General features: G+C 73.4%; 4 protein-coding genes. 2 read left to right on the forward strand and 2 right to left on the reverse strand.

Features of this window, described 5'->3' with window-relative positions; all coding sequences use genetic code 11:
- Positions 1–248: 248 nt before the first annotated feature.
- Entirely contained in the window at positions 249–1,400 is a 1,152-nt protein-coding gene (locus ACWEVO_RS31785) for a geranylgeranyl reductase family protein (RefSeq protein WP_452311150.1), read from the reverse strand.
- A gap of 135 nt (positions 1,401–1,535) precedes the next feature.
- Here ACWEVO_RS31785 and ACWEVO_RS31790 point away from each other — a divergent pair, with 135 nt between their 5' ends.
- A complete protein-coding gene (locus ACWEVO_RS31790; RefSeq protein WP_452311151.1) occupies positions 1,536–1,772 on the forward strand; it encodes a hypothetical protein in 237 nt (78 codons plus the stop codon).
- A 72-nt stretch (positions 1,773–1,844) separates the two neighbouring features.
- Positions 1,845–3,299 (forward strand): MFS transporter, encoded by a 1,455-nt coding sequence (locus tag ACWEVO_RS31795; RefSeq protein ID WP_452311152.1) that lies wholly within the window; start codon positions 1,845–1,847, stop codon positions 3,297–3,299.
- On the opposite strand, the gene ACWEVO_RS31800 is transcribed toward ACWEVO_RS31795, so the two are convergent.
- Positions 3,272–3,841: a helix-turn-helix domain-containing protein gene (locus ACWEVO_RS31800; RefSeq protein WP_452311153.1), complete on the reverse strand. Its 570-nt coding sequence runs from the start codon at positions 3,839–3,841 to the stop codon at positions 3,272–3,274. The two genes, ACWEVO_RS31795 and ACWEVO_RS31800, sit on opposite strands and share 28 nt — an antisense overlap.
- Between the last annotated feature and the right edge of the window lie 243 nt (positions 3,842–4,084).

A 4,084-nucleotide genomic window follows, 5' to 3' on the forward strand; every position in this document is an offset into this window, starting at 1 on the left:
GGGCGGGCAAGCGTCCGGAGGGACACGCACCAACGGACCGGCCCAGGCTGCCCCGCGCAGCCCACCGGCACCAGGACGTGAACACGATCAGCACATCCACCGCCGGCCACCGGCCACGCGGAGCCGCACTGGGCGCAGGATTCCACCTCCACGCCCACGCGACCCCACCCAGGTGGGAAACGATCCCGGAAACACCCTCCGACTCAGGATCGCTTAGCTAATTAGAGACGCTGCGGAACGGCCGGCAGCTAACGAACGGTCCCCGCCGCCCCGCCCCGCGTCGGCAGCCGGTCCAGCAGGGCGAGGCCGGCCCGGACCGGGCGTCGGGCGAGGGTCTCGGCGAAGCTCGCATGCCCCAGGCAGAAGCGCACGAACATCCGCCAGCCCGGTGGGGTCGCGAGCAGCCCGTGGAAGACCTCCGGCCGCCGTTCGAAGACCTCCAGGAGTCGGTGCCCGGCCCGCATCTCGGGCACCAGCAGCCGGTGCACTTCCCGCGCGTACCCGGCCAGGTCGCCGGCGGCCACCGCCTCGCCGGCCAGCCGGCCGGAACGCAGCGCGTAGCTGATTCCCTCCCGGCTCCACGGCTCGAGCAGGCCCGCCGCGTCGCCCGCGACCAGCACCCGGTCGCGGCGCAGCGGCGAGTCCGCCGCCCGGCAGCGAGTCAGGTGACCCGAGTCGTGCTCGGGCGTCACCCCGGACAGGCCGAGCCGGGCCACGAAGTCGCGCAGGTAGGCGCGGGTGCGCTCGCCCTCGCCCCGGGTGGCGATGACGCCGACGGTGAGCCGGTCCCCCTTCGGGAAGACCCAGGCGTACGACCCGGGGACCGGGCCCCAGTCCAGCAGCAGCCGGCCGCGCCAGCGCTCCTGTTCGGCGGGCGGGACCGGCAGTTCCACCTCCAGGCCCAGGTCGACCTGGCGGAAGGTCACCCCGACGTGCCGGGCGGTGATGCCGGAGGAGCCGTCGGCGCCGATCACGGCGCGGGCACGGATCACCTCGCCGTCGGCGAGCCGCAGGCGTACCTCGTCGGGGTCCTGCTCGACGGCCCGGACCGCGACGCCCTCGCGGACCTCGGCCCCGGCGGCGACCGCCGCCGCCCGGAGGCGGTCGTCGAACTCCTCGCGGCGGACCATGGCCAGGATCGGTCCGGAGTGCCGGCGGGTGAACTCGCGTCGCCCGTCCCGGGTGATCGTGACCCGGTCGACGCGGTCGTGGGCGGGCACGTCGATCCGGTCGGCGACCTCGGCCAGGGACACCCCGATCAGGCCGCCACCGCAGGTCTTGTAGCGGGGATGGGTGGCCCGCTCGACCACCAGCGTCCGGACGCCGGAACTGGCCGCGGCATGGGCGGCGGAGAGGCCGGCGGGCCCACCGCCGACGACGACGAGATCCCAGATGATCACCGGTGCAGCCTAGGCCACGCGCCGCCACGCGCCCGGCGAAGACCCCGATCGGGTGGGCATCATCGGAGGCCGGAGGGGTAAGCGCCGGACGCAGACCGCCCGCCGGTCGGGCGGGTCACGCCGAGGAGGAAAGCAATGGCGCAGGTACAGCTGTCTGAGGTCGAGCAACGGGTGTACCAGGCGGTGGCGGCGCTGGAGGTACGGGGACACGTCCCCTACCCTGACCTGATCGCCCAGGAGGCCGGGCTGACCGAGGAGGAGCTGCGGGAGCCGCTGCACCTGCTCACCGAGCGGGGGCTGCTGCACCGGGAGGACTCCCCGATGTCGGGGCTGGACTTCGGCCCGCGGTGGTGCGCCCGCCAGATGGCGTGATCCCCGCCGTTTGCCCCCGCAGGGGCCGGGTAGCGATCGGGGATGCGTGATCGACGGTCTACAGGGGGCACCATGAGCGCGGACCGGTCGTCGGCGCCGGCGGACACCGCCGGGTACGACGACCGGCGGCGTTGGCAGGCACTCGGCGTCGGCCTGGTCGCGGCGTTCATGACCCTGTTGGACGTGAGCATCGTCAACGTCGCGGTCCCCTCCATCGACCGGGCGCTCCACGCCACCCCCAGCGACCTGCAGTGGGTGCTGTCCGGGTACGCGCTCACCTTCGGCCTGGTGCTGGTGCCGGCGGGACGGTTCGGCGACGCCCGCGGGCGGCGGACCGCGTTCGTGGTCGGCGTGGCGCTGTTCACGCTGACCAGCGCGCTGGCGGGACTGGCCCGCTCGCCGGAGTGGCTGATCGCCGCCCGGCTCGTCCAGGGCGCCGCGGCCGGCGTGGTCAACCCCCAGGTCGCCGGCATGATCCAGCAACTGTTCCGGGGCGCCGAGCGGGGTCGGGCGTTCGGGCTGCTCGGCGCCACCATCGGCATCTCCACTGCGGTCGGCCCACTGCTCGGCGGGCTGCTCATCCAACTCGGCGGCGAGCAGCACGGCTGGCGGTGGGTGTTCTTCGTGAACATCCCGGTCGGCATCGTCGCCGTGCTGCTGGGCTGGCGGCTCCTGCCGTCCCGTCCCACCGGCCAGCCGGACCGGCACCGGCTCGACCCGCTCGGGGTGCTGCTGCTCGGCGTCGGGGTGACCATGGTGCTGCTACCGCTGGTGCAGCGGCAGCAGTGGCCCGGCTGGCAGAAGTGGTTGCTGATCCCGGCGGGCCTGCTTTTCCTGCTGGGCTTCGGGCTCTGGGAGCGACGCTACGCCCACCACCAGCAGCCCCTGTTCGACCTGCGGCTGTTCGGGCTGCGGTCGTACACCCTGGGCACGTTGATCGGCCTGGTCTACTTCGCCGGCTTCACGGCGATCTTCTTCATCTTCACGCTCTACCTGCAGATCGGGCTGGGCTACAGCGCGCTCATCGCCGGTCTGGCGATCACCCCGTTCGCGCTCGGCGCGGCGGCCGCCTCGGCGGTGGGCGGCCGGGTGGTCACCCGGTACGGCCGGCCGCTGGTGGCCATCGGGCTGCTCGTGGTCGGGATCGGGCTGGTCGCCACGGACCTGGTGCTACGCGGCTCGCCGCACGGCTCGGTGCCGCTGCGGACCGCGCTACCGCTGCTGGTCGCCGGCATCGGCAGCGGGCTGGTCATCGCGCCGAACCAGACCCTGACCCTTGACGAGGTGCCGGTGCCGCAGGCCGGCAGCGGGGCGGGCATGCTGCAGACGGGACAGCGGATCGGATCGGCCGCCGGGATCGCGGGCGTCGGCGCGCTGTTCTTCTCGACGCTGGGCAGTACCCGGGGCGACTGGTCCGCCGCCTTCCGGCACTCGCTGCTGTTGGCCACCGGAATCATCGCGGTGGCGCTCGCCGCCGCGGTGGTCGACATCGTCGGAGGTCACCGCCGGTCCGGCGGTTCGTCCTGATTCGTCGTGGCCTCGGGGGCCGGAAGCAGCACGGTGGTGAGCAGCCGGCGAGTCCGGTCGGGGCCGGGGCCGAGGGCCGCGTACTCGGCGAACAGGGCTTGGAGCCGGGTGATGAACTCGATCGCTTCCGCGTCCGTGGCGTGGAAGGCGTTCTGCCGATAGCCGGCCAGGTCGCGGCCGAGGTCACCGCCGCCGCTGTCGAGGTACCGGTCGAAGTCGGCGAGCACACCCGCGACGAAGGTGAGGAAGCCGCGGCGATGCTGCTCGGAGCTCATCGACCGGGCCGCCGTCGCATCGACCGAAGCGGCCCCCGGATCCAGCCGGTAACGCCGTTCGACCGCGCCGCGGATCCGGCGTTCCTCCGCCGTGTGCAGCACACCGTGCTCGGCCAGCGTGGCGATCTGCCGGTACAGCGTCGCCGGCGGGACGTCGGCGAGTTCGACGCGCAGGTGGGCGGTGGTCAGCGTACGACCACCCAGGAACGCCTGGATGATGCGCAGCCGGACCGGGTGCAGGAGCAGCTCAGCGGTGTCGAGCGCCACACGGGTCCCACTTTCGTTCTCAGCGGTGATAACGTTCTCGGTGTTGAGATTATAGCGACCCCGAGGAGCCGGTGATGGCCACCATCGTCGTCGACAACGACCGAATCCGGGTGCGGCTGACCGCCGCCGAGAAGCTCTGGGCGCTGCGGGGCGACTTCTCCTTCCCCCGGGACGCGGTCCGCACGGTCACCGTCGAGCCCGACGGGCTGCACGCGACGCGCGGCATTCGCGCGCCGGGGCTGG

It is taken from the genome of Micromonospora sp. NPDC003776, assembly GCF_053605645.1.